This is a genomic window from Pseudoduganella violacea, from assembly GCF_014191875.1.
In the GTDB taxonomy this organism is placed as follows: Bacteria; Pseudomonadota; Gammaproteobacteria; order Burkholderiales; family Burkholderiaceae_D; genus Rugamonas; species Rugamonas violacea_A.
This window is the reverse complement of record NZ_JACHXD010000004.1, coordinates 202834-226659: the sequence shown is the minus strand read 5'-3', so window position 1 is coordinate 226659 and position 23826 is coordinate 202834. Positions and strand designations below refer to the sequence as shown.

At 61.8% G+C, this 23826-nt stretch carries 20 protein-coding genes; 14 read left to right on the top strand and 6 right to left on the bottom strand.

The features are described 5' to 3' along the window. Positions 1–16: 16 nt before the first annotated feature. The 4 genes from acnA to FHS03_RS09425 form a co-directional block, all read right to left on the bottom strand. The gene (acnA, locus tag FHS03_RS09440; RefSeq protein ID WP_183440735.1) at positions 17–2725 is read right to left on the bottom strand and encodes an aconitate hydratase AcnA; all 2709 of its coding nucleotides are present in this window, start codon (positions 2723–2725) and stop codon (positions 17–19) included. An 88-nt stretch (positions 2726–2813) separates the two neighbouring features. Further along, the gene (locus FHS03_RS09435; protein ID WP_183440733.1) at positions 2814–3341 is read right to left on the bottom strand and encodes a hypothetical protein; all 528 of its coding nucleotides are present in this window, start codon (positions 3339–3341) and stop codon (positions 2814–2816) included. Then, on the bottom strand, positions 3341–4348 hold the full coding sequence (locus FHS03_RS09430; protein WP_183440732.1) for an HpcH/HpaI aldolase/citrate lyase family protein: 1008 nt from the start codon (positions 4346–4348) through the stop codon (positions 3341–3343). The genes FHS03_RS09435 and FHS03_RS09430 overlap by 1 nt, the downstream gene beginning before the upstream one ends. A 135-nt stretch (positions 4349–4483) precedes the next feature. Beyond that, positions 4484–5473, bottom strand: a complete 990-nt coding sequence (locus FHS03_RS09425) for a malate dehydrogenase (RefSeq protein WP_050412196.1) — start codon at positions 5471–5473, stop codon at positions 4484–4486. 281 nt (positions 5474–5754) lie between these two features. Between FHS03_RS09425 and FHS03_RS09420 the strand changes: the two genes are divergently transcribed. The 10 genes from FHS03_RS09420 (at position 5755) to FHS03_RS09375 (ending at position 16475) form a co-directional block, all read left to right on the top strand. Beyond that, positions 5755–6576, top strand: coding sequence for a GntR family transcriptional regulator (locus FHS03_RS09420; RefSeq protein ID WP_183440731.1), 822 nt, complete (start codon positions 5755–5757; stop codon positions 6574–6576). A gap of 179 nt (positions 6577–6755) precedes the next feature. Next, a complete protein-coding gene (gene sdhC, locus FHS03_RS09415; RefSeq protein WP_183440883.1) occupies positions 6756–7178 on the top strand; it encodes a succinate dehydrogenase, cytochrome b556 subunit in 423 nt (140 codons plus the stop codon). Continuing rightward, complete coding sequence (gene sdhD, locus FHS03_RS09410; RefSeq protein ID WP_050412199.1) at positions 7179–7544, top strand: succinate dehydrogenase, hydrophobic membrane anchor protein; 366 nt, start codon at positions 7179–7181, stop codon at positions 7542–7544. Between the two features lie 2 nt (positions 7545–7546). After that, a complete protein-coding gene (gene sdhA / locus FHS03_RS09405) occupies positions 7547–9325 on the top strand; it encodes a succinate dehydrogenase flavoprotein subunit (RefSeq protein ID WP_183440729.1) in 1779 nt (592 codons plus the stop codon). Positions 9326–9341: 16 nt separating this feature from the next. Beyond that, positions 9342–10052 carry a succinate dehydrogenase iron-sulfur subunit gene (locus FHS03_RS09400; protein ID WP_183440728.1) on the top strand — a complete coding sequence of 237 codons (711 nt, stop codon included), beginning with the start codon at positions 9342–9344 and terminating at the stop codon, positions 10050–10052. Position 10053: 1 nt separating this feature from the next. Further along, entirely contained in the window at positions 10054–10335 is a 282-nt protein-coding gene (locus FHS03_RS09395; RefSeq protein ID WP_183440726.1) for an FAD assembly factor SdhE, read from the top strand. 66 nt (positions 10336–10401) lie between these two features. Further along, on the top strand, positions 10402–11703 hold the full coding sequence (gene gltA, locus FHS03_RS09390; protein WP_050412203.1) for a citrate synthase: 1302 nt from the start codon (positions 10402–10404) through the stop codon (positions 11701–11703). A 147-nt stretch (positions 11704–11850) separates the two neighbouring features. Then, positions 11851–12303: a hypothetical protein gene (locus tag FHS03_RS09385; protein WP_183440725.1), complete on the top strand. Its 453-nt coding sequence runs from the start codon at positions 11851–11853 to the stop codon at positions 12301–12303. Between the two features lie 5 nt (positions 12304–12308). Further along, entirely contained in the window at positions 12309–13064 is a 756-nt protein-coding gene (locus FHS03_RS09380; RefSeq protein ID WP_229426143.1) for a DUF1828 domain-containing protein, read from the top strand. A gap of 81 nt (positions 13065–13145) precedes the next feature. Next, positions 13146–16475, top strand: coding sequence for a S41 family peptidase (locus FHS03_RS09375; protein ID WP_221208089.1), 3330 nt, complete (start codon positions 13146–13148; stop codon positions 16473–16475). A 43-nt stretch (positions 16476–16518) separates the two neighbouring features. Here the strand turns inward: FHS03_RS09375 and FHS03_RS09370 are convergent, their stop codons facing one another. Together FHS03_RS09370 and FHS03_RS09365 are read right to left on the bottom strand one after the other, a co-directional pair. After that, a complete protein-coding gene (locus FHS03_RS09370) occupies positions 16519–16902 on the bottom strand; it encodes a BlaI/MecI/CopY family transcriptional regulator (protein WP_183440723.1) in 384 nt (127 codons plus the stop codon). 209 nt (positions 16903–17111) lie between these two features. After that, positions 17112–17978 carry an MBL fold metallo-hydrolase gene (locus FHS03_RS09365; protein ID WP_050412205.1) on the bottom strand — a complete coding sequence of 289 codons (867 nt, stop codon included), beginning with the start codon at positions 17976–17978 and terminating at the stop codon, positions 17112–17114. Positions 17979–18083: 105 nt separating this feature from the next. Here FHS03_RS09365 and FHS03_RS09360 point away from each other — a divergent pair, with 105 nt between their 5' ends. From FHS03_RS09360 to FHS03_RS09345, 4 genes are all read left to right on the top strand, one after another. Then, positions 18084–18989, top strand: coding sequence for a LysR family transcriptional regulator (locus tag FHS03_RS09360; RefSeq protein WP_183440721.1), 906 nt, complete (start codon positions 18084–18086; stop codon positions 18987–18989). A 252-nt stretch (positions 18990–19241) separates the two neighbouring features. Next, a complete protein-coding gene (locus tag FHS03_RS09355) occupies positions 19242–22097 on the top strand; it encodes a 2-oxoglutarate dehydrogenase E1 component (RefSeq protein ID WP_183440720.1) in 2856 nt (951 codons plus the stop codon). 64 nt (positions 22098–22161) lie between these two features. Next, a complete protein-coding gene (gene odhB, locus FHS03_RS09350; RefSeq protein WP_183440719.1) occupies positions 22162–23418 on the top strand; it encodes a 2-oxoglutarate dehydrogenase complex dihydrolipoyllysine-residue succinyltransferase in 1257 nt (418 codons plus the stop codon). A 72-nt stretch (positions 23419–23490) separates the two neighbouring features. Beyond that, complete coding sequence (locus tag FHS03_RS09345; protein ID WP_183440718.1) at positions 23491–23826, top strand: PspC domain-containing protein; 336 nt, start codon at positions 23491–23493, stop codon at positions 23824–23826.

Genomic DNA, 23826 nt, shown 5'->3' with positions numbered 1-23826 from the left:
CGGGCGGCCATGGCGATCAGGCAGCCAGCAGCTGGCGCAGCACGAACGGCAGGATGCCGCCATGCTTGTAGTAGTCGACTTCGATTGGGGTGTCGATACGCAGCAGCACAGGCACTTCCTGCTTGGAACCATCAGCGCGGTGGATCACCAGGGTGACTTTCTGCTGTGGTTTGATCTCGCCTTCCAGACCTTTCAGGTCATAGATTTCCTTGCCGGTGATGCCCAGCGAGTCGACGCTGTCGTTGCCGATGAATTGCAGCGGCAGCACGCCCATGCCCACCAGGTTGGAACGGTGGATGCGCTCGAAGGAGCGGCAGATCACGGCTTTCACGCCCAGCAGCTGGGTGCCTTTGGCCGCCCAGTCGCGCGAGGAGCCGGTGCCGTATTCTTCGCCGCCGAAGACCATGGTCGGCACGCCCGCAGCCACATACTTCATGGCGGCGTCGTAGATCGACAGCTGTTCGCCGGAAGGCTGGTGGATGGTGATGCCGCCTTCGACCGCGGAACCGTCGGCCTTGGCCGGGATCATCTTGTTCTTGATACGCACGTTGGCGAAGGTGCCGCGCATCATGATCTCGTGGTTGCCGCGGCGCGAGCCGTAGGAGTTGAAGTCGGCCTTCATCACGCCGTTCTCTTTCAGCCACTTGCCGGCTGGGCCGTCTTCCTTGATGGAACCGGCTGGGGAAATGTGGTCGGTGGTGATCGAATCGCCGAACACGCCCAGGGCGCGCGCGCCGCTGATGCCGGAAGCAGCCGCTTTCGGGGTCATGGCGAAGTCGTCGAAGAATGGCGGTTCGGCGATGTAGGTCGAATCCGGCCAGTTGTACACTTGGCCTTCGGTCGAGGACACGGCTTCCCACAGCTTGCCTGGCGCGCCTTTGACGTCGGCGTAGTTGTCCTTGAACACTTTGGAGTTCATGGCGAACTTCATCAGCTTGGCGATTTCCGCCGAGGTCGGCCAGATGTCGCCCAGGTAGACGTCCTTGCCGCCCTTGCCCTGGCCTACCGGCTCGGTCATCAGGTCGCGCGTCACATTGCCGGCGATGGCGTAGGCGACGACCAGCGGTGGCGAAGCCAGGAAGTTGGAGCGGATGTTCGGGTGGATGCGCGCTTCGAAGTTGCGGTTGCCCGACAGGACGGCGGCGGCCACGATGTCGTTGCCGGTGATGGCAGCGTTCAGTTCCGGGGTCAGGTCGCCGGCATTGCCGATGCAGGTGGTGCAGCCGTAAGCGGTCACGCCGAAGCCCAGTTTTTCCAGGTAAGGCAGCAGGCCGGCGGCGGTCAGGTACTCGGTCACGACGCGCGAGCCAGGGGCCAGCGAGGACTTGATGTGCGGAGCGACGGTCAGGCCGGCTTCCACGGCTTTCTTGGCCAGCAGGCCGGCGGCCAGCAGCACGCTCGGGTTCGAGGTGTTGGTGCAGGAGGTGATGGCGGCGATCAGCACGTCGCCGTTTTTCACGTTCACGCCATTGCTGGTGGTGTAGGTCTTGGTCAGGTCTTCAGGCTTTTTGTTGAAGCCGTTCTCGCCGGTCGGCTTGGAGAACAGTTCGGTGAAGGTCGACTTGACGTTGCCGATTTCGATGCGGTCTTGCGGACGTTTCGGGCCGGCCAGCGATGGCGCCACCGTGGACAGGTCCAGGTGCAGTTCGCGGGTGTAGTCGATTTCGCCTTTTTTCGGCACGCCGTACATGCCCTGGGCTTTGAAGTAGGAAGCGAAGGCGTCGATTTCGGCCTTGGTGCGGCCGGTGCCTTCGAAGTATTCGATGGTGGCGTCGTCGACCGGGAAGAAGCCCATGGTGGCGCCGTATTCCGGTGCCATATTGGCGATGGTGGCGCGGTCGGTCACGGTCAGGGACTCGGTGCCTTCGCCGAAGAACTCGACGAATTTGCCCACGACTTTTTCTTTACGCAGCATTTCGGTGATGGTCAGCACCAGGTCGGTCGCGGTGCAGCCTTCGCGCAGGGCGCCGGTCAGGTTCACGCCGATCACGTCCGGGGTCAGGAAGTACACGGGCTGGCCCAGCATGCCGGCTTCGGCCTCGATGCCGCCCACGCCCCAGCCGACAACGCCGATGCCGTTGATCATGGTGGTGTGGGAGTCGGTGCCCACCAGCGAGTCAGGGTAGTACACATTGGAGGCAGCGTGCACGCCGCGCGCCAGGTATTCCAGGTTGACCTGGTGGACGATGCCGAAGCCCGGAGGCACGACGCCGAAGGTGTCGAAGGCTTGCATGCCCCATTTCATGAACTGGTAGCGCTCGTTGTTGCGCGAGAATTCCAGCTTCATGTTCAGGTCCAGCGCTTTCGGTTCGCGGAAGTGGTCGATGGTCACGGAGTGGTCCACCACCAGGTCCACTGGCACCAGCGGTTCGATCTTCTTCGGGTTCACGCCCATTTTGGAGGCGACGTTACGCATCGCGGCCAGGTCGGCCAGCAGAGGAACGCCGGTGAAGTCCTGCAGCACCACGCGCGCCACCACGAACGGGATCTCGTCCGTACGCTCGGCGGTCGCGCCCCAGCTAGCCAGTTGTTTGACGTGTTCTTCCGTGACTTTCTTGCCGTCGCAGTTACGCAGGACGGATTCGAGCACTACGCGGATCGACACCGGCAGGCGGGAGACTTTGATGCCCAGGCTTTTTTCCAGTGCCGGCAGGGAGTAGAACTTACCCTTCTTGCTGCCAGAAATAGTGAAATCCTTGAGCGTATTCAGTGTGTTGCGGGACATGACCTCTCCTTCAGGTGGGTATCGTCTGTTATTAATGTTTCAGGGTATTGCAGCGCCCCCGAAGGGGCGTTTCCTCTTCCAGCTTGCCTTACGCAGCTGCGGCCGGAGTCTCCGCCGGCTTGTTCTGCTCAGGGCTCTTGCATTCGTTCGCCAGCTGGCGGCTCTGCTTCGAATCGAGCAGCATGCTCTTGGCCGGGATGCCGATCCAGACCAGGCCATACAGCTTGTTCTCGAAGCGCTGGGCGCCGGTGGTGGTGGCCACGCGCTTCAGGCGGTGCAGGCGTTTTTTCCAGCGCAGGGCGATGAAGTTCTCATCTTCGTTGTTCTGGTAGATGGTGACTTTGTTGCCCAGTTCGCAGGCGAATTCGGTGACGGCGGAACCGGTCACGCTAGGCTCGGCGGCTTCGTCCTCGCCATCGGCGGCGACAGCGGCGGTGGCGCCGGCAGCAGCGGCGGCTGCGGCCGCAGGCTTGGCGGCCTTAGCGGCCTTGCGTTTGGCGGGTTTCTTTTCCGCCTTGGCGGCCGGCTGGCCTTCGGCGTGGACGGCAGGGGCCAGGCACAGGGTGGCGGAACCGAGGGCGAGGCTGCAAGCCAGGAAGAGTTTGGAGATGGACATCAGTGTGTTTCCGTTGCTGGGTGTTCAGGGATGGCGTTCATCAGGGCGGCGACCGATTCGGGCAGCGGCAGGCCGGCCAGGCGCGCGCGCTGCAAAACCGTCCAATAATATCGGTAGCTGGCGCGGTCGTGCAAGCGGCCGTTCTGGGCAATCGGCCCCCAGGCGGCGCGCTCGGCCTCGTGCAGGATATTGGCCGCCTCGTTCACTTCGGAAGCGCGTGGCGTGAAGGCCTTGATCACGGGCTTGATCTGGTTCGGGTGGATGCTCCACATGCGCGTGTAGCCGAATTCGGCGGCGGCGCGCTGGGCGTCGGTGGCCACCACCGCGCTGTCCTTGATTTCGGTGGTCACATTATGCGAAGGCACCTTGCCGTGGGCGTGGCAGGCGGCCGCGATATCGAGCTTGGCGCGCACCACCAGCGGGTGGGCGAACTGGCCCGGCGTGCGCATGGCGTTGCCGGGAATGGCGCCGTAATGGGCCGAGACGAAATCCATGATGCCGAAGGACAGGCATTCGACCTGGGGCAGGGCGGCGATGGCGAAGACGTCGCGCAGCGCGCCGTGGGTCTCGATCAGCACGTGCACCGGCAGGTTGCTGCGGCCGGCCTTCAGGGCGTGCTTGTTGATGGTGGCGAGGGCCTTTTCCACGTCCTGCACGCCATCCGGCTTGGGCAGCACCAGGTAGGCCAGCTTGTGGGCGGCGGCGCCGACGATGATCTCCACGTCGCGCTCGAAATGCGCGCTGGCGGCGTCATGCACGCGGGCGCCGATGCGGCCGAAGCGGTTGGCCTCGTCGAGCAGCAGCTGGGCCACCAGATGGGCGTGTTCCTCTTCCTTGCCGGCGGCGGCGCCGTCCTCGCAATCGAAGGTGATGTCGAACAGGGGGCCAAGCTCTTGTTGCAGGGCCATCGACTTGCGCATCAGCTTCTCGGACCCTGCATAGTGGTCGCAGGCGGGAAGCAGCAGCGGTTGGCGTTTGCCCTGGAATAAAACCTCGGATGGGTGCATCTTGGCGTTCGTATTGGCAGAATCTGGGGTTGCAGAAAGCGCTAAGGCCGCACTGCTTTCGGCAGTGCGGCTTTTGCGGCGGATCGGTGGTTTAACCGGTTCCACTTCGTTGGGCGGATTGAACCGCTGCGCCTATTATGGCAGCAGGTGTTTCACGCCTTCGCGCTCTTCGGTCAGTTCCTTGAGCGTGATGTTGATGCGTTCTTGCGAGAAGGCGTCGATTTCCAGGCCTTGGACGATTTTGTATTCGCCGTTTTCGGTGGTCACCGGGAAGCCGAACATGGTGCCTTCAGGGATGCCGTAGGAGCCGTCCGATGGGATGCCCATGGTGGTCCACTTGCCGTTGGTGCCCAGTACCCAGTCGCGCACGTGGTCGATGGCGGCGTTGGCGGCCGAAGCGGCCGAGGACAGGCCGCGCGCTTCGATGATGGCGGCGCCGCGCTTGCCGACGGTCGGCAGGAAGGTGTCGCTGTTCCAGACCGCGTCGTTGATGGTTTCCTTGACCGACTTGCCGTCGATGGTGGCGAAACGGTAGTCAGCGTACATGGTCGGCGAGTGGTTGCCCCACACGCACAGTTTTTCGATCGAGGCGACCGGCTTGCCGACTTTGGCGGCGATTTGCGACAGGGCGCGGTTGTGGTCCAGGCGCAGCATGGCGGTGAAGTTCTTGGCCGGCAGGGAAGGGGCCGATTTCATCGCGATATAGGCGTTGGTGTTGGCTGGGTTGCCGACCACCAGTACTTTCACATTGCGCGAAGCGACGGCGTCCAGCGCCTTGCCTTGCACGGTGAAGATCTGGGCGTTGGCTTCCAGCAGGTCTTTACGCTCCATGCCTGGGCCGCGTGGGCGGGCGCCCACCAGCAGGGCCACGTCGGCGTCCTTGAAGGCGGTCATCGGATCGGCGTGGGCGGTCATGCCGGCCAGCAGCGGGAAGGCGCAGTCGTCGATTTCCATCATGACGCCCTTCAGCGCTTTCTGCGCTTTTTCGTCAGGGATTTCAAGCAGTTGCAGAATGACTGGCTGATCCTTGCCCAGCATGTCGCCGTTGGCGATGCGGAACAGCAGGGAATAGCCGATCTGGCCGGCGGCGCCGGTAACGGCAACACGCATTGGGGTTTTAGCCATGATGAATCTCCAAGTGGAATAAAAACGATCTGAAGCTGGACCTACGCTTGTAAAAATATAATGATACCAAATGCGCCGCACAAATTTGACGCACAAGGCATCAGGAACTATGCTTTTTCTGTACTGCGCAACGCCCTCGCGCGGGCAGCCGGAAACCGCATCGACGGCGAGTGTAGGCCCCGAATGCCCGTCTGTCAATCATATCTTATGTCTTATATAAGACAGATAACTTGTCGGGTTTTGCTGGACGAATAGCCCCTTTTGTGGTGAAATCTCGCCCTATGAATTCCGTCCCGCCCAACCAGACCAGTCCAGCCGCTGCCGCCAGCGCGCCGGCGACCCCGGCGCCGGGCGCGACCGCCTCATCCTCCGTTGCGCCGAGCGCTTCGCCCACCTTCTCCCCGCTGTACCAGCAGATCAAGGCCTTGATCACGCAAAGCCTGCAGTCGGGCGAATGGAAGCCGGGCGAGCTGATTCCCAGCGAAGTGGAGCTGGCCAACCGCTTCAAGGTCAGCCAGGGCACGGTGCGCAAGGCCATCGACGAACTGGCGGCCGAGAACCTGGTGGTGCGCAAGCAGGGCAAGGGCACCTTCGTCTCGACCCACCATGAAGCGCGCGCCCACTTCCGCTTCCTGCGCCTGATGCCCGACGAGGGCGTGCCGCACTACCCGGAAAGCAAATTCATCGAAGTGCGCCGCCTGCGCGCGCCGGCCGACGTGGCGCGCCTGCTCGACCTGAAGTCGGGCGACGCGGTCATCTATATCAAGCGCGTGCAATCGTTCGACGGCGTGCCCACCATCGTCGAGGAGCTGTGGCTGCCCGGCCTGCTGTTCAAGGGCTTGACGGCGGAACGGCTGAATGAATACAAGGGGCCGATGTACGGCCTGTTCGAATCCGAATTCGGCACCCGCATGATACGGGCGGCCGAGAAAATCCGCGCCGTGTGTGCCGCCGAAGCCGATGCTGCGCTGCTGCATACGGCCCCCGGCACGCCGCTGCTGTGCGCCGAACGCGTCTCGTTCACGTATGGCGACAAACCGGTGGAATTGCGCCGTGGCCTGTATCTGACGGAGCGTCATCATTATCAAAATGACCTCAATTAGATAATCTTGTTGAGTCGCTAAGAAATGGGGCGGCGCAACATAATTTTTGTTATATGTAACAATACATATTGGTGGGGAGGACGAAAATCGGCGAAAATCGCGGTCTTACCGCAGTTTTACTTTCGCTGCCTCGTCGCAGTATCGAAATAATTAGCACTAAGCCATAAGGGAGGTTAATGATGTCTGAAGCCGTAAGGGAAGCACCAAAAAAAGAACGGCCTGAGTTCCGTAATATCCACGTTACGCAACTGTCGAACTACCGCTTGCCTTTAGCCGGAGTTGTATCCATCTTGCACCGCATTAGCGGTTTCCTGATGTTTGCCCTGCTGCCTGTTGTCCTGTATCTGCTCGAGCAGAGCATCCGATCGGAACTTTCCTTTGCTTACTTCCAGGGCATCGCCTCGCACTGGTTCGTCAAGCTGGTGATCCTGGCCCTGGTCTGGGCGTATATGCAGCACTTCTGCGCCGGTGTGCGCCACCTGATCATGGACACCCACGTCGGCCTGGACAAGGATTCGGCGCGCAAGAGTGCCGCGACCGTGCTGGCCATCAGCCTGACCGTGACCGCCCTGGTGGCCCTGAAATTGTTTGGAGTGTTCTAAATGGCGAATAATAATATCGGCCCAAAACGCCTGGTCGTCGGCGCCCATTACGGCCTGAAAGACTGGCTGGCGCAGCGCGTAACCGCGATTCTGATGGTGGTGTATACCGCCGTGCTGCTGTTCTCTTTCCTTTCCGGCAGCAACTTCACCTATGAAGGCTGGGCAGGCCTGTTCGCCCAGCAGTGGTTCAAGCTGTTCAGCGCCGTGACGCTGTTCGGCCTGTTCTACCACGCCTGGGTTGGCATGCGTGACATCTGGATGGACTACGTTAAACCAGTCGGCGTCCGTCTGTTCCTGCAAATTGCCACCGTGCTGTGGTTGATCGCCTGCGCCGCATGGTCGGTGCAGATTCTGTGGAGTGTGTAATCGTGGCAGCAATCAAATCTGCAATCCCTACCCGCCGCTTTGACGCGGTGATCGTTGGCGCCGGCGGTTCCGGCATGCGCGCCTCCCTGCAACTGGCGGAAGCCGGCCTGAATGTGGCCGTGCTGTCCAAGGTCTTCCCGACCCGCTCCCACACCGTGGCGGCGCAGGGCGGCATCGGCGCCTCGCTGGGCAATATGTCGGAAGACAACTGGTTCTGGCATATGTTCGACACCGTCAAGGGCGGCGACTATCTGGGCGACCAGGACGCCATCGAATTCATGTGCCGCGAAGCGCCGAAAGTCGTGTACGAGCTGGAACACTTCGGCATGCCTTTCGACCGCAACCCGGACGGCACCATCTACCAGCGTCCGTTCGGCGGCCACACCGCCAACTTCGGCGAAAAAGCCGTGCAGCGCGCCTGCGCCGCGGCTGACCGTACCGGCCACGCCCTGCTGCACACCCTGTACCAGCGCAATGTGCGCGCCCGCACCCACTTCTTCGTCGAGTGGATGGCCCTGGACCTGATCCGCGACGCCGAAGGCGACGTGGTCGGCGTGGTGGCCCTGGAAATGGAAACCGGCGAGTGCATGATCCTGGAAGCGAAGACCACCATCTTCGCCACCGGCGGCGCCGGCCGTATCTTCGCGGCCTCGACCAACGCCTTCATCAACACCGGCGACGGCATGGGCATGGCGGCACGCGCCGGCCTGCCGCTGCAGGATATGGAGTTCTGGCAGTTCCACCCGACCGGCGTGTCCGGCGCGGGCGTGCTGATCACCGAAGGCGTGCGCGGCGAAGGCGGCATCCTGATCAACTCCAACGGCGAACGCTTCATGGAGCGCTATGCGCCGACCCTGAAGGATCTGGCGCCGCGCGACTTCGTTTCGCGCTCGATGGACCAGGAGATCAAGGAAGGCCGCGGCTGCGGTCCGAACAAGGACCACGTGCTGCTGGACCTGCGCCACATCGGCTCGGAAACCATCAAGAAGCGTCTGCCTTCGATCCTGGAAATCGGCCACAAGTTCGCCAACGTCGACGCCACCAAGGAACCGATTCCTGTGGTGCCGACCATCCACTACCAGATGGGCGGTATTCCGACCAATATCCATGGCCAAGTGGTGGCCCCGACCGCCGACGGCAGCCAGAAAGTGGTCAACGGCCTGTACGCGATCGGCGAATGCGCCTGCGTCTCGGTGCACGGCGCCAACCGCCTGGGCACCAACTCCCTGCTCGACCTGGTGGTCTTTGGTCGCGCGGCCGGCAACCACGTGGTGGCGCAGAACCTGAAGCAAAAAGAATTCAAGCCGATGCCGAAAGACGCCTCCGAGTTTGCGATGGGCCGTCTGAACAAGCTGGAAACCTCGACCGGCGGCGAGCGCGTGCAGAACGTGGCCAACGATATCCGCGCCACTATGCAGAAGTACTGCGGCGTGTTCCGTACCGACGAGCTGCTGACCCAGGGCTACGCCGAAATCATGAAGCTGGACGAGCGCCGCAAGCACGTGTCCTTCCAGGACAAGTCCAAGGTCTTCAACACCGCCCGCGTGGAAGCGCTGGAGCTGGACAATCTGATTGAAACTGCCAAGGCCACCATCACCTCGGCTGTAGCACGCAAGGAATCGCGCGGCGCCCACGCGCACAGCGATTACCCTCAGCGCGATGACGACAACTGGATGAAGCACACCCTCTGGTTCTCCGAAGGCAACCGCCTGGAATACAAGGCCGTTGTCACCAAGCCGCTGACGGTCGATACCTTCAAGCCGAAACCACGTACTTTCTAAGCAAGGGCCTTACAACATGGCACGTACTCTCAAATTCAAGATTTACCGCTACGATCCGGACAAGGATGCCAAGCCTTACATGCAAGACCTGACGGTCGAGCTGAAAGACACCGACAAGATGCTGCTCGACGCCCTGCAGCGCATCAAGTCCGACGTGGACGATTCGCTGGCCCTGCGCCGCTCCTGCCGTGAAGGCGTGTGCGGTTCGGACGCCATGAATATCAACGGCAAGAACGGTCTGGCCTGCACCACCAACCTGAACGAGTTGAGCGAGCCGATCGTGCTGCGCCCGCTGCCAGGCCTGCCGGTGATCCGCGACCTGATCGTCGACATGACCCAGTTCTTCAAGCAGTACGACTCGATCAAGCCGTTCCTGATCAACGAATCGATCCCGCCGGAGAAAGAGCGTCTGCAATCGCCGGAACAGCGCGAAGAGCTGGACGGTCTGTACGAGTGCATCCTGTGCGCCTGCTGCTCGACCTCCTGCCCGTCGTTCTGGTGGAACCCGGACAAGTTCGTCGGCCCGGCCGGCCTGCTGCAAGCCTACCGCTTCATCGCCGACAGCCGCGACGAAGCCACCGGCGCGCGTCTGGACAACCTGGAAGACCCGTACCGCCTGTTCCGCTGCCACTCGATCATGAACTGCGTGGACGTCTGCCCGAAAGGCCTGAATCCGAACAAGGCCATCGGCAAGATCAAGGAATTGATGGTCCGCCGCGCGATCTGATATGAGCGAAACGAACAAACATGCGCATCAGTCCGATCCGGCCAACCGCGCGCGCCTGCGCTGGCGCGCGCGCCGCGGTCTGCTGGAAAACGACCTGATACTGACGCGTTTTCTCGATGCGCATGAACTGGAATTGACCGACGAGGAAGTGGACGCGCTGACGCGGCTCCTCGACTTGTCGGACAATGCGCTGATGGATCTGGTGCTGGCTCGCAGCGAGCCTGAAGGCGAGATCGATCTGCCGCATGTGCGCGCACTGCTGCAACGGTTACGCCAGGCGTAGAAATACGCGGCGCCGGAAAGTTTGTGAGTTTTTTTTATTTCGCACCTCTCCAAGAAGGAAGAGTCCATGAATATCTCTGAAAATAAAGCCACCCTGTCGTTCTCGGACGGCAGCCCATCGATTGAATTTCCAATCTACAAAGGCACCGTAGGCCCGGACGTCATCGACATCCGCAAGCTGTACGGCGGCACCGGTAAATTCACCTATGACCCTGGCTTCATGTCCACCGCCTCGTGCAACTCGTCGATCACCTACATCGACGGCGACAAGGGCGAGCTGCAGTACCGCGGCTTCCCGATCGAGCAGCTGGCGGTGAATGCCGACTTCATGGAAACCTGCTACCTGCTGCTGAACGGCGAACTGCCGAACGCAGTGGACAAGAAGAAGTTCGTGGAAACCGTCACCAAGCACACCATGGTGCACGAGCAGATGCAATTCTTCTTCCGCGGCTTCCGCCGCGACGCGCACCCGATGTCCGTGCTGGTTGGCACCGTCGGCGCGCTGGCATCGTTCTACCACGACTCGCTGGACATCAATGACCCGCACCACCGCGAAGTGTCCGCGATCCGCCTGATCGCCAAGATGCCGACCCTGGTGGCGATGGCCTACAAATATTCGATCGGCCAGCCTTTCGTGTACCCGCGCAACGACCTGTCCTACAGCGCCAACTTCATGCGCATGATGTTCGGCAATCCATGCGAAGAGTACAAGGTCAACGACGTGCTGGTGCGCGCGCTGGACCGCATCCTGATCCTGCACGCGGACCACGAGCAGAACGCGTCCACCTCGACCGTGCGTCTGGCCGGCTCCTCGGGCGCCAACCCATTCGCCTGTATCGCTGCCGGCATCGCCTGCCTGTGGGGTCCTGCCCACGGCGGCGCGAACGAAGCCGCGCTGAACATGCTGAAAGAAATCGGCTCGGTCGACAAGATCCCTGAGTTCATCGCGAAAGTGAAAGACAAGAACTCCGGCGTCAAGCTGATGGGCTTCGGTCACCGCGTGTACAAGAACTTCGACCCGCGCGCCAAGCTGATGCGCGAAACCTGCCACGAAGTGCTGAACGAACTGGGCCTGCAGGACGACCCGCTGTTCAAGCTGGCCATGGAACTGGAAAAGATTGCACTGAACGACGAATACTTCGTTTCGCGCAAACTGTACCCGAACGTGGACTTCTACTCGGGCATCGTGCAGTCGGCCCTGGGCATCCCAGTCTCGCTGTTCACCGGCATCTTCGCCATGGCCCGCACCATCGGCTGGATCGCCCAGTGGAACGAGATGATCGCCGACCCGGAACAGAAGATCGGCCGTCCGCGCCAGCTGTTCGTCGGCTCCGCCGTGCGCGACGTACCGCCGCTGGCCAAGCGCTGATCCGCGCCTGCCGCCACTGAAAAGCGAGCCCTTGCGGCTCGCTTTTTTTATGACCCCAGGGTTTGGTATTACGCGGTGAGTATGCGAGAGTTTTTTGGGAATCCTTGTTTCATATACTGGTCTCTCCTGCATACCAAGGCGAAAACGATGAGAGAAATTGCCGAAGCAGAGGCCCGGGGCTTGCTCGCGCGCCGCACCGTATGCGAGTACGACGGCGGCTGGGATGTGGTGAAGGCGCAGCCCGATACCAAAGTGTTGACTGCGGGTCTGCTGGACGAGGACGGTATTGGCACACGGCTACAGCTTAAGTTATTGTTCCGGCGCAGCGTGAAGACAAAGATTCTGAAATACGTTTTCTCCGTATTCAAATGCACGCCCTATGGTGCGGAGCCGCTTTATCAGCTTGAGATAACTCAAAGTCCGAAACCCTTGAAGGATCAACATGAACGTTCGCATGAGCACTTTGGCGACGGGAGAGAATTAGGTCGTGCAGAATGGGATAAATGGGACTACGATCAAGTACTGGCGTACTTTTGCACCCAGGCCAATATCAGATTTCTTACTCCACCACCCCATCCTGAACATTTTGAGCTTAGGTGACGACGATGATCTGCTCGAAACTAGGTGAAGTGATCGGTATGTCGTGCCAGTCGCTGAACGACGACGGTAGCATCGCGATGATTGATACCCCCTTCCAATTCTGGGGTGGGGGGCAAATTCCTGTTTTTGTGGAAAGGGACGGTGCAAGCCTGCGCTTTTTTGATGACGGCGGTGTGATCCTGCATTTGCTGGGTCGAGGCATGCAGCTGGACAATCACCGCAAGACCCGATTTCTTAAAGGCTTGACCGAGCCGCATGGCGTTCTGCTGAACAAGCTGGGGGAGCTGGAAATCAAAGTGGCGGAGGATCAGGCGGCAGCGGCTTTTGCATCCTATATTTCATCCATGCTGGCAATTGTGCGATGGGAGCGGGAACAGGAGGGTGTCGCCAAGGATATTTCCCTGCTGCTGGATGAAGTTGCGCTCTGCCTGAGGGCGTGGAAGCAAAATGCCCGCTTCGAAGAGCAACCCAGTTATACCGGTATCTCCGGCCACGTCTATAAACTGGATTTCAAGCTTGACGACGATGCGGTAGTCGCCATCGCACCACATCCGACGACGCTCAACGCTGCCGCTAAAAAGCTGCTCGACATACGTGGCAGCGAAGAAAATGCCAATTTGCGCATCATCGTGGTCATTGATGACCGCCGCGATGCTGAGGCGGCCAGGCGCGAAGGGCGTATCTTTGACGCAGTGGGCAATGTGCTGATGATGTCGCGGCTGGAGCGTAACGCTGGCTTGGCGCGAGAGAAAAGCCAGTAAGCGCGGCGTAACAATTCGTGCAATTAGGTGTATATTGGGCAACGTTGAGGCTTTCCCATCTACACCTATTGCGAGGCGTACTTGAGCATTCTGTCGAAACTCTCCCTGGCGGCGGCTGCGCTGCTGCCGCTGGCTTCCCAGGCACTCCCGAATACCACCGATACCCGTTTGCTGACCGAGCCGGCAGTGTCGGTCAGCCATATCGCCTTTATCTATGCGGGCGATGTGTGGCTGGCCAATCCCGACGGCAGCGGCGTGCGGCGCCTGACTTCCGACGTCGGCGAAAAATCCAATCCCGTGTTTTCGCCGGACGGCAAGCTGCTGGCCTATAGTGCCACGCTGGATGGCAATACCGATGTCTATGTGCTGCCCGTGGGCGGCGGCGTGCCGCAGCGCCTGACCTGGCATCCGGGGCCGGATGTGGTGCAGTCCTTTACGCCGGACGGCAAGGCGGTGATGTTCACGTCGCCGCGCGCGGCCTTCAATAACCGCTACCGCAAGCTGTTCACGGTGCCCGTCACCGGCGGCGTGGAGGCGGAGCTGGAAATCCCGAACGCCGCGCGCGCAGCCTATTCGCCGGACGGCAAGTCCATCGTCTACAACCCGACCTCGCCCGCCTTCCTGCAGTGGAAGCGCTATCGCGGCGGCACCCATTCGGTGCTGTGGATCTTCAATCGCGCCAGCCAGGCGGTCGAGAAGATTCCGCAGCCGGCCTCGCGCGCCAACGACGTCGATCCGGTGTGGCTGGGCGATACCATCTACTTCCGCTCCGACCGCGACGGCGAATTCAATCTCTACGCCTACGATACCAAGACCAAGGCGGTGCGCGCGCTGACCCGCCACGCCGACTTCCCGGTGCTGAACGCCGCGGCGCAGGGCCGGCGCATCGTCTACGAGCAGGCCGGCTATCTGCATGCGCTCGATCTGGACGGCGGCGCGGCGCGCAAGCTGACCATCGGCGTGAGCAGCGATCTGGGCCTGTCGCGGCCGCGCTGGGTGCGCGGCGCAGGATATATCCGCGACGCCTCGATCTCGCCCTCGGGCGCGCGCGTCGCCTTCGAATTCCGCGGCGATATCGTCACCCTGCCGGCTGATAAGGGCGATGTGCGCCATCTGACGCAAAGCCCGGCCGTGCACGAGCGCAATCCTGCCTGGTCGCCTGACGGCCGTTCGCTGGCTTACTTCTCGGATGAATCGGGCGAGTATGCGCTGCATGTGCAGCCGCAGGACGGCAAAGGTCCGGTGCGCAAGTTCAAGCTGAACGGTGCCGGTTTCTACGAGCGCGCCAACTGGTCGCCGGACAGCAAGAAGATCGCCTTCATCGACAATGCCTGGAGCCTGTATGTGCTGGATCTGGCCAGCGGCGTGCAGAAGAAAATCGCCGCCGAGCCGATTTACGGCGTGACGAAATCGCTCAGCCCCGCCTGGGCGCCGGATTCGCGCTGGATCGCCTACACGCTGAATTCCCTGAGCTACACGCGCAGCGCCTACATCTACTCGTTGGAGCAGGATAAATCGTATGCCGTCACCGACGGCCTGTCCGACGTCGCCGATCCGGCCTTCGACCGCAGCGGGAAATACCTCTACTTCTTCGCCTCCACCAACGCCGGTCCCACCAACAACTGGTTCTCGCTGCAGAACGAGGATAACCGCGCCACCAGCAGCATCTGGCTGGCCGTGCTGCGCCAGGACCTGCCTTCGCCGCTGGTGAAGGAGAGCGACGAGGAGAAGGGCGCCGCCGCCAAGCCGAAAGACGCCAAGGACGAGGCTTCCAGTGAGAAGAAGGAGAGCGGCAAGGCGGATGAGAAGCCAGCCATCGATCCCGTCACCGGCCGCGACGATCCGAAAGTGAAGGTGGCGCCGGTGGCGCCCATGCGCATCGACTTCGACGGCATTTCCACCCGCATCATCGATTTGCCGGTGCCGGTCGCGCAACTGTCCAATCTGGAAGCGGGAACGGAAGGACAGGTCTTCTTCATGCGCGAAAACGAGGGCAAGAAATCCCTGCAGCGCTTCGACCTGAAAGACCGTAAGACGGAAACCGTGGTGGCGGAACTGGACGGCTACGGCATCAGCGCCGACGGCAAGAAAGTGATCTACCGCCAGAAGGACAACTGGGCCACCGGTTCGGCCACCGGCAAGACCCTGGCCGCCAGCGAAGGCAAGCTGCGCGTCGATGCGATCGAGGTGAAAGCCGATCCGCGCGCGGAGTGGAACCAGATCTACCGCGAAGCCTGGCGCATCAATCGCGACTACTTCTACGATCCGGGCATGCATGGCGTGAACTGGCGGCAGATGCACGATAAATACGCGCAGTTCCTGCCCGATCTGGCCACGCGCTCGGACTTGAACCGCGTGATCCAGTGGCTGCACAGCGAGCTTGGCGTCGGCCACCATCGCGGCGGCGGCGGCGACAGCTTCATCGAAAGCAAGCCGGTGCCGGGCGGGCTGCTGGGCGCCGACTACGAGGTGGCGAATGGGCATTACCGCTTCAGGAAAATCTACGGAGGCTTGAACTGGAACCCGAGCCTGCGATCGCCGCTGACCGAGCCGGGACTGAACGTGAAGGTAGGCGAATACCTGCTGGCGGTGGATGGCAAGCCGCTGGCGCCGCCCACCAATCTGTACGCACCGTTCGAGAACAGCGCCAACCGCGCCATCGACATCACGGTCGGCCCGAACGCCGACGGGAAGGACGCGCGTACCATCACCGTGGTGCCGGTCGCCAGCGAGGATGCGCTGCGCAACCGCGACTGGGTCGAAGGCAATATCCGCAAGGTGAACGCCGCCACCGGCGGACGCGTGGCCTATGTCTACGTGCCGAATACGACCACCCTGGGCCACACCTATTTCAAGCGCTACTTCTATCCGCAGTCGTATAAGGATGGCGTGATCATCGACGAGCGCTTCAACGGCGGCGGCAGCCTGGCCGACTATTACATCGAAATCCTGCAAAAGCAGGAAATCGCCTGGTGGACCATGCGCTACGGCGCCGATATGAAAACGCCGTCCGCCTCGATTCAGGGGCCGCGCGCCATGCTGATCGACGAAACGGCCGGTTCCGGCGGCGACCTGTTGCCGTGGATGTTCCGCAAGAATAAGATGGGGCCACTGATCGGCAAGCGCACCTGGGGCGGGCTGGTCGGCATCCTCGGCTTCCCTACGCTGCTCGACGGCGGCTTCATCACCGCGCCCAATCTGGCTTTCTGGACGCGCGAAAGCGGCTGGGGTGTGGAGAATGAAGGCGTGCCGCCCGATATCGAAGTCGAACAGACGCCGGCCGACGTGATTGCCGGACGCGATCCGCAGCTGGAAAAAGCGATTGAAGTGGTGAAGGCCGAGTTGGCGAAGAACCCGCCCAGCAAGCCGCCCCGTCCGCCGTTCCCGGACAAGAGCAAATTCATCCCTTGATGAACAAAGCGCGCCCAGGTGGCGCGCTTTTCATTTGCATGGGTTATTTGGGCGGATCCTCGTCCAGCAGCGCCTGGATCTCGGCGCGTTCGCGCGCGCTCACATGGCCGCCGCGCAAGGCGGCCAACACCAGCGCCTTGCCGGAGCCGGCGAAAGCCTTGTTGATCAGATCCTTGAGCAAGCCGGTCTGGATCGAATCCTGTTCCTGGACGGCGGAATAGACATGGGCGCGCTGGCTTTCATCGCGCGCCAGCAGTCCCTTCGTATGCATCACCTGCAGCAAGCGCAGCACGGTCGCGTAATTGATATCCGGCCGCGACTCCAGCGCCGCCTGATGCACCTGTTTCGCCGTCGCCGGCCCCAGCGCAAACAGCAGGCGCAGCATTTCCAGCTCGGACGGTGTGGGTTTTGGCAAAGTAGAAGACATACGAAAAGAAAAAAAGCCAAGCTCCCATCTAGAATAAAATATCTAGACAAGAAAGTCTACCGCCTTTGCGCCAAATCAAACAATGTCTAACCCTGGTGTCAGGCACCAGGGTTAGACATTACTTGAGAAATATCAAAGAATGTCCGACCTTGGTGCCTGACACCAGGGTGGGACATTTGCTGATTTAGATCAAAGGCTCAGCTGGTGGATTACCACTTGATCTCGCCTTTGGCGACTTTGGCGCTGGTTTGCAGGGCGCCGTCGAGGCCGACCGTGGGGTAGGCTTTTTTCATGGCGGCGACCAGTTCGATGGAGTTGGCGGCTTTCGGGGTCTCGGCTTCGAAGCGGCGCAGGTAGTCGGCGGTGTAGGCGATGCTGTCGGGCGTGAAGCTGCTGCCGACGGCGAAGTGGCCGGGCACGACCGTCACTGGTTTGAGGGCGGCGATGCCGTCCAGGGCGGCCAGCCATTGCTTGCGCGACTCGACCGTCTGGGTGTCGGCGGTCCAGACGTGCAGACCCTTGAACAGGACCACGCCGCCGGCCACGGCTTTCAGCGAGGGAATCCAGACATAGGTGCGGTCCGGGGTGGCGCCGTCCAGGCCTTTGATCTGCAGGGTTTCGCCTTCGAGCTTGATGGTGTCGCCTTGCAGCGCTTCCGGCATCACGATCGCTTGCGGGGCGTTGGCGCCCAGGATCGGACCCCAGTAGGCGACCTTGGCCTTGGCTTTCTTTTCCATGGCGGCGATGGTGCCGGCGGTGGCGACGATCTTCGCTTCGGGGAAGGCGGCTTTGATCACGTCCAGGCCGAAGTAGAAGTCAGGATCGCCGTGGCTGACGTAGACCGTGCTCAGCTTGCGGCCGCTGGCCTTGATCTTTTCCACCAGTTTTTGCGCTTCGCCGCGCGAGAATTGGGCGTCGATCAGCACGGCTTCCTTCTGGCCTTTGACCAGCACGGAGGCGACCGGGAAGATGGCGGCTTCGCCCGGGTTGAACACTTCCAGCTGCAGCGGGGCGGCGGCGGAGGCGGCCAGGGTTGTGGTGGCGAGAGCGGCGGCGGCCAGGGTTTGCTTGATCATGCTGTGTTTCCTTTCAAGAAGAATTTGGTATGCACGCAGTGTAGACCGGTCCATTCAAACGAAAAATGCTCTATATTGAAACGGTTTGTTGCATAAATCGATCATATGGATAAAATCGCCGCCGCCGAAGTCTTTGTCGCCATCGCCGAACGGGGCAGCATGGTGGCCGCCGCCGACGCGCTCGATATGTCGCGCGCCATGGTGACGCGCTACCTGGCCGAGATGGAGGAGTGGGCCGGCGCCCGTCTCCTGCACCGTACCACGCGCCGCCTGAGTCTGACGGCCGCCGGCGAGGTCACGCTGGCGCGCTGTCGCGATATGCTGACGCTGGCGGCCGCCATGTCCAGCTCGGCCGGCGAAGACCCCGATTCGCCCCATGGCCTGCTGCGCATGGCTTGCGCCCAGTTCCTGGCCCAGGGCGCGCTGGCTGGCGCCGTGCGCGCCTTCCTTGAGCGCTATCCGCGCACCAGCATCGACCTGCAGGTGGATAACCGCGCGGTCAACCTGGTCGAGCAGCGCATCGACCTGGCGATCCGCATCACCAATGCGCTGGAGCCGAGCATGATCGCGCGCCGCCTGGCCGATTGCGCCTCGGTGGTGTGCGCCGCGCCCTCTTATATAGAGCGGCATGGCCGGCCGCAAACGCCGTCCGAGCTGGCCACGCATAACTGCCTGACCTATAACTACTTCGGCAAAAGCCTGTGGCAATTCAGCCGGGACGGGGAGGGCGTGGCCGTGCCGGTGGGCGGCAACCTGTCCTCGAACGAGTCGATGGCCTTGCTGGCCGCCACCGCCCAGGGCGTGGGCATTTCGCTGCAGCCGCGCCAGGCCGCCGCGCCGCTGATTGCCGAGGGCCGGCTGGTATTGTTGTTGTCAGACTGGCAAGCACAAATGCTTGGCATCTATGGTATCTATACCTCGCGCCAGCATATGCCGGCCGCCTTGCGCGCCATGCTCGATTTTCTTGTTGAGTGGTTTCACCATGATCCTGAATGGCTGGACCACGCTTAATATTCAGATATCATTGGTAAAAAGGCAGGCTGACCAAATAAAAAACATCGCGTGGACGCGACTTTTTAATGTGACGGTGGTTGTTGGAATACAATTCCACGTGCTATGCTAAACGACCGTTTTTGGAAATTCTGAAAGCAACAGAGCCCTTCCCCCACAACTTGATGTGCAATCCGCTAACCGGTCAGGCCGTGTCGCGGAAGGTTAGACCAACCCGCTAATCTCGCGAAGCGCGAAGAAAGGTGAGCAATAATGATGCAACAACAGACGTCCAACTCCTACCTGTTCGGTGGGAATGCGCCTTACGTAGAGGAACTCTACGAAGCGTATCTCGCTAATCCAGGTTCCGTGCCAGATAACTGGCGCGCGTACTTCGACGCCATGCAGCACGTGCCGGCTGTCGATGGCTCCAACAAACCCGACGTCGCCCACGCTTCCGTGATCGCCTCCTTCGCCGAACGCGCGAAAGCCGGTCCGATCCGCACCGTGGTCGCCTCGGCCGACGCCGAAATGGGCCGCAAGCGCGTGGCCGCCACCCAGTTGATCGCCGCTTACCGCTACCTGGGTTCGCGCTGGGCCAATCTGGACCCGCTGCAGCGTCAGGAACGTCCATCGATCCCGGAACTGGACCCAGCCTTCTACGGCTTCACCGACGCCGATCTGGACACCGTCTTCAACATCAGCAACACCTACTTCGGTCCTGAAACCGCTTCGCTGCGCGACCTGACCAACTTCCTGCGCGACACCTATACCCGCTCCATCGGCGCGGAATATATGTACATCTCCGACCCGGCCGAAAAGCGCTGGCTGCAGGAGCGCCTGGAATCGATCCGCTCGACCCCGAACTTCACCGCCGAGAAGAAAAAGCACATCCTGGAGCGCCTGACCGCCGCTGAAGGCCTGGAGCGCTACCTCCACACCAAATACGTCGGCCAGAAACGCTTCTCGCTGGAAGGCGGCGAGACCTTCATCGCGTCGATCGACGAGATCATCCAGCGCGCCGGCGAAAAAGGCGTGCAGGAAATCGTGATCGGCATGGCCCACCGCGGCCGTCTGAACGTGCTGGTCAACACCCTGGGCAAAGCCCCGAAAGACCTGTTCGAAGAATTCGAAGGCAAGCATGGCGACGACCTGCCGGCCGGCGACGTGAAATACCACCAGGGTTTCTCGTCCGACATCTCCACCGCAGGCGGCCCGGTCCACCTGTCGCTGGCCTTCAACCCATCGCACCTGGAAATCGTCAACCCTGTGGTTGAAGGTTCGGTGAAAGCCCGCATGGACCGCCGCGGCGACGTGCATGGCGCGCAAGTGCTGCCGATCCTGGTGCACGGCGACGCCGCCTTCGCAGGCCAGGGCGTTGTGATGGAAACCCTGAATCTGGCGCAGACCCGCGGCTACGGCACGGGCGGCACGGTGCACATCGTGATCAACAACCAGATCGGTTTCACCACCTCCGACCCGCGCGACGCGCGCTCCACCATCTACTGCTCCGACGTCGTGAAGATGATCGAAGCGCCGGTGCTGCACGTGAACGCCGACGATCCTGAAGCCGTGGTGCTGGCATCGCAAATCGCGATGGACTACCGCCAGCAGTTCCAGAAGGATATCGTGGTCGATATCATCTGCTACCGCAAACTGGGCCACAACGAGCAGGACACCCCGGCGCTGACCCAGCCGCTGATGTACAAGAAGATCGCCAAGCACCCAGGCACCCGCAAGCTGTACGCGGACAAGCTGGCTGCCCAGGGCGTGATCGCTGCCGATGGCGGCGACGCCATGGTGGCCGCCTACCGCGACGCCATGGACGCCGGCAAGCACACCGTCGATCCAGTGATCTCGAACTTCAAGAACAAGTACGCCGTCGACTGGCTGCCGTTCCTGAACCGCAAATGGAGCGACGCCGCCGACACCGCCGTGCCGCTGACCGAACTGAAACGCCTGGCCGGCCGCATCACCACCGTGCCGGAAGAGTTCAAAGTCCACTCGCTGGTGGAAAAAGTGCTGGGCGACCGCGCAGCCATGGGCCGCGGCGAACTGAATCTGGACTGGGGCATGGGCGAGCACCTGGCTTACGCCTCGCTGGTATCGTCCGGCTACGCCGTGCGTCTGACCGGCCAGGATGCCGGCCGCGGCACCTTCGTGCACCGCCACGCCGTGCTGCACGACCAGAACCGCGAACGTTGGGACGCCGGCATCTACGTGCCGCTGCAGAACATCGCCGAGAACCAGGCGCCGTTCACCGTGATCGACTCCGTGCTGTCCGAAGAGGCGGTGCTGGGCTTCGAATACGGCTACTCGACCGCCGAGCCGAACACCCTGACCATCTGGGAAGCCCAGTTCGGCGACTTCGTCAACGGCGCCCAGGTGGTGATCGACCAGTTCATCAGTTCCGGCGAAGTGAAGTGGGGCCGCGCCTCCGGTCTGGTGATGATGCTGCCGCACGGTTACGAAGGCCAGGGTCCGGAGCACTCCTCCGCCCGTCCTGAGCGCTTCCTGCAGCTGTGCGCCGACAACAATATGCAAGTGGTGCAGCCGACCACCGCGTCGCAGATCTTCCACCTGCTGCGCCGCCAGATGGTGCGCCAGTTCCGCAAGCCGCTGGTCATCATGACCCCGAAATCGCTGCTGCGTAACAAGGACGCGGGTTCGCCGCTGTCCGAGCTGGCCAAGGGCGCCTTCCAGACCGTGATCGGTGAAGTCGATGAGAAGATCGACGCCAAGAAGGTCAAGCGCGTGATCGCCTGCTCCGGCAAGGTGTATTACGACCTGGCCAACGCCCGCAAGACCCGCGGCCAGACCGACACCGCCATCGTGCGTGTCGAGCAGCTGTATCCGTTCCCGCACAAGGCCTTCGCCGCCGAACTCAAAAAGTTCCCGAACCTGGCCGAAGTGGTGTGGGCGCAGGACGAGCCGCAGAACCAGGGTCCATGGTTCCAGATCCAGCACAACATCTTCGAGTCGATGGATGCGGGCCAGCGCCTGGCGTATGCCGGCCGTCCCGCTTCCGCGTCGCCTGCTGTCGGCTACTACGACAAGCACTACGCCCAGCAAAAAGACCTGCTGGAAACGGCGTTCTCGAAGCTGAAGGGCTTCATCCTCACCAAATAATAGGCAAGGCGCGCCGCGTCCATAAGACGCGGCGCCAGAAAAATACCAAGTTACGGAGTTATACATGGCACAAATCGAAGTTAAAGTTCCTCAACTGTCGGAATCCGTCGCGGAAGCGACCCTGCTGTCCTGGCACAAAAAAGTCGGCGAAGCAGTTGCGCGCGACGAAAACATGATCGACATCGAAACCGACAAGGTTGTTCTGGAACTGCCGGCCCCTAGCGCTGGCGTGGTTGTTCAGATCATCAAGAACGACGGCGCTACCGTGGTCGCTGGCGAAGTGATCGCCATCATCGATACCGAAGCCGCCGCCGGCGCCGCCCCGTCGGCTCCTGCCGCCGCCGCTGCCCCAGCTGCTGCTGCCGCACCTGCCGCCGCTGCCGCTACCGGTGGCAATAAAGGCGACGTGGCCATGCCGGCCGCCGCCAAGATCCTGTCCGAAGCCGGCCTGTCCGCTTCCGACGTTGCCGGTTCCGGCAAAGACGGCCGCGTGACCAAGGGCGACGCCCTGGCCGCCGCCGCCGCGCCGAAACCAGCCGCTCCAGCGCCGCTGGCACCAGCCGCCGCCAAACCAGCGCTGCAGAAAATCGCCGCGCCTGCCGGCAACCTGAGCCTGGGCGACCGTCCGGAAGAGCGCGTGCCGATGAGCCGTCTGCGCGCCCGTATCGCCGAGCGCCTGGTGGAATCGCAATCGACCAACGCCATCCTGACCACCTTCAACGAAGTGAATATGCAGCCAGTGATGGACCTGCGCACCAAGTACAAGGACAAGTTCGAGAAAGAACACGGCGTGAAGCTGGGCTTCATGTCCTTCTTCGTTAAAGCCGCTGTGGCCGCGCTGAAGAAATACCCGATCATCAACGCTTCGGTCGATGGCAACGATATCGTCTACCACGGCTACTTCGACATCGGTATCGCCGTCGGTTCGCCACGCGGCCTGGTGGTGCCGATCCTGCGCAACGCCGACCAGATGAGCATCGCCGACATCGAGAAGAAAATCGGCGAATTCGGCGCCAAGGCCAAGGAAGGCAAGCTGACCCTGGAAGACCTGACCGGCGGCACCTTCTCCATCTCGAACGGCGGCACCTTCGGCTCCATGCTGTCGACCCCGATCATCAACCCGCCGCAATCGGCGATCCTGGGCGTGCACGCGACCAAGGACCGCGCCGTGGTCGAAAACGGTCAGATCGTCATCCGTCCGATGAACTACCTGGCGATGTCCTACGACCACCGTATCATCGACGGCCGCGAAGCCGTGCTGGGCCTGGTGGCAATGAAAGAGGCGCTGGAAGATCCAGCCCGCCTGCTGCTGGACCTGTAATCGCGCGGTAAATCACCCCGGAGTCCGCGGCGCTTTGGCGCCGCGGCTCCTTTATTCTGGAAGAGAGGTTTCATGAGCGTCTCGGAAGAAATCAAGCGCCTGCACGAGCTGCATCAGGCTGGTGCGCTGAGCGACGAAGAATTTGCCCGCGCCAAGGAGCGCCTGTTGAACGGCGCTCCGCCGTCCAGCGCCGGTTCCGACCTGGCCGCGGAATTCAGCAATTTCCGCCGTTCGCGCGCGGACCGCTGGCTCGGTGGCGTGTGCGGCGGCTTGGGCCGCGCCTCGGGCGTCGAGTCCTGGATCTGGCGTCTGATCTTCGCGCTGTTTACCATCTCTTTTGGATTTGGCCTGGTGATTTACATCCTGTTGTGGATATTCGTCCCGGACGAAGAACTGATTGGAAAATAA